Source organism: Photorhabdus sp. RM322S, from assembly GCF_042879395.1.
GTDB classification, from domain to species: domain Bacteria; phylum Pseudomonadota; class Gammaproteobacteria; order Enterobacterales; family Enterobacteriaceae; genus Photorhabdus; species Photorhabdus khanii.
In genome coordinates, this window is record NZ_JBHFKW010000114.1 from 1 (window position 1) to 1966 (window position 1966).

Here is a 1966-nt window from a genome sequence, read left to right on the forward strand (position 1 = left end):
ACTCTCGCCCCGGTGTTCACACTCGTCCACGTCAGCACCACGCCGGGGTTATCACTGTCCCCCGGCCAGCGCAAACGCTGCCAGCTCTCCCTCTGGTTAAAGTAACGCAACCTTTGCCCGTCTATCGTCAGGTCCGTTTCCGCCACATCCCGCGCCGGTTTCGCCCGCAATTCAAATCGTATCCCCTCGCTGCCGTTAGCAAACAGCACATCCGAGACCTGACTCAGTTGATTTATCGCGGTTAAAAACGCCGGGTTAATATGCAGCCCCTGACTGTTCACTTCATCCACCCCCCAGTGTTTACCCTCTTTATACAGCACGCCCCCTAACTGACTGCGCAGAAACTGTTCTATCCGTCCGCTATCCGCCTGAATAAACTGCCCCAGCATCGGCAACGAGGCTTCGTTTGGTTCCTCGACAAACGGGTAACGTCCATCAAAAGCAGCCTGCCAGTCTGAGACCACCGACGACTGCCACTGCGCATTGAGACTGGCCGCTGACGGTTGCAGCACGGTTTGCCAGGCCTGGGTTAACGGCTGCACGAACACCGCCTGCCCAAAACCCTGCCATTCCGCCCCCAGACTGGCCGCCATCAAACTGCCATACGACTGCGTGTCGGTCAGGTCCACACTTTTCCCCTGAAACACCGCCTGCGCCAATGCCTGCATCCTCTCCTGCGGGTCATCGGTATTGGCAATTTGTTGCAGTTTCAGCCGCACCCGCGTCACCCGCGTCAGGAAGGTTTGCAGACTGAGTGACGGGTCCGCCGTCATCCCGTTTTCCGCCGTACTTTTGCCCATCAGCGCTAATAACGGACCAAACGCGTTATCCAGTGGCCCCGATGGAAGACGAGTCGGGTCAATCACCGGCTGCTTATTTTTCTGGAACAGGTTTTGTGCCGACTTCACCAGCGAATCCGTTAACGCCGTCCCCTGCTGGCCGGTTTCGCCCTGATAAGCCAGCGTGTCCATCAGGGCAATCAACGGCGACTGACGCACATCCGCCATGACGGTTAACTGGTCAATGGTATCAGCAAGGTTATGCACTTTATTCCAGCGCAGACTGTTGAGGAAGTTCAGCCACGCCCCGGCGAAATCGGTGAAATAACGTTCCGTCAATCGGGCTTTCAACTCCGCCGGTGAAACCGCCTTCAATACGGGTTGACGACCGTCACTCAGTACCCAGTCAATCTCTTCCTGCCGGGAAGCCACCACCGCTTCTATCGCTTTCTGCACCTGCCCTTCCCACGCCTGACGGGTAAACATCCCCGGCACCACCTTATCGGTGGTCAACAGACGGCTCGCATCAGTAGCCCCGGCCATCTGTGCCAGCCTTAAATCGCCGTAACTGTGCGCCACCTGTTGCAATATTTTCTGGTACAGCACCGTTTCCGCCTGACGCTGCCCGAGCTGATTGAGCAATATCTGACGCACTTCACTGACCAGCCCTTTATCCACGCTGGTTTTCCACTCCGGGTGGCGTGGCAAATTCTCCGCATAAAAAGTCACTAATGCCTCCCCGGTGTTGTGCCACAGGCCTTCGGTCACCCCGGCCCTCTGCGGCCAGTTTTCCATCAACACCCGGCGCATAAAGGCGGCCTGGGCTTTTTCCGGCTGAGCCATCATCAGATACGCTTTCAACTGATTGTAAGCCGGTTTTATCAACCTGCGGCGCTGCGGGCTACCGGGCGGCAGATTGACCAGTTCGGTCAGGCGCTGATGCAAACGCTGAGCGGCTTCATCACGTATCAACTGCGTATTGTTGTGCTGGTAAACCGGCCACAACGCCCTGAGCTGGGCCGCATTCTGATTCAATCCGAAACGGCTGTACCAGGGTGCCCCGGTCTCTGCCCGGTATTGCAACCGGTCAATCTCCTGTTGCAACGCCTGCTGGCTTAACAGACGGGCCGATAAGGACTGTTGCGAGTCACCGGCCTGACTGGCCCGCTCACGACTGACCGCTATCT

Annotated in this window: 1 protein-coding gene; it reads right to left on the reverse strand. The window is 57.5% G+C overall.

Annotated features, from left to right (window positions below):
- A partial coding sequence (locus tag ACGF63_RS22770) for an ImcF-related family protein (protein WP_387633357.1) occupies window positions 1–1966 on the reverse strand: 1966 nt, incomplete at both ends.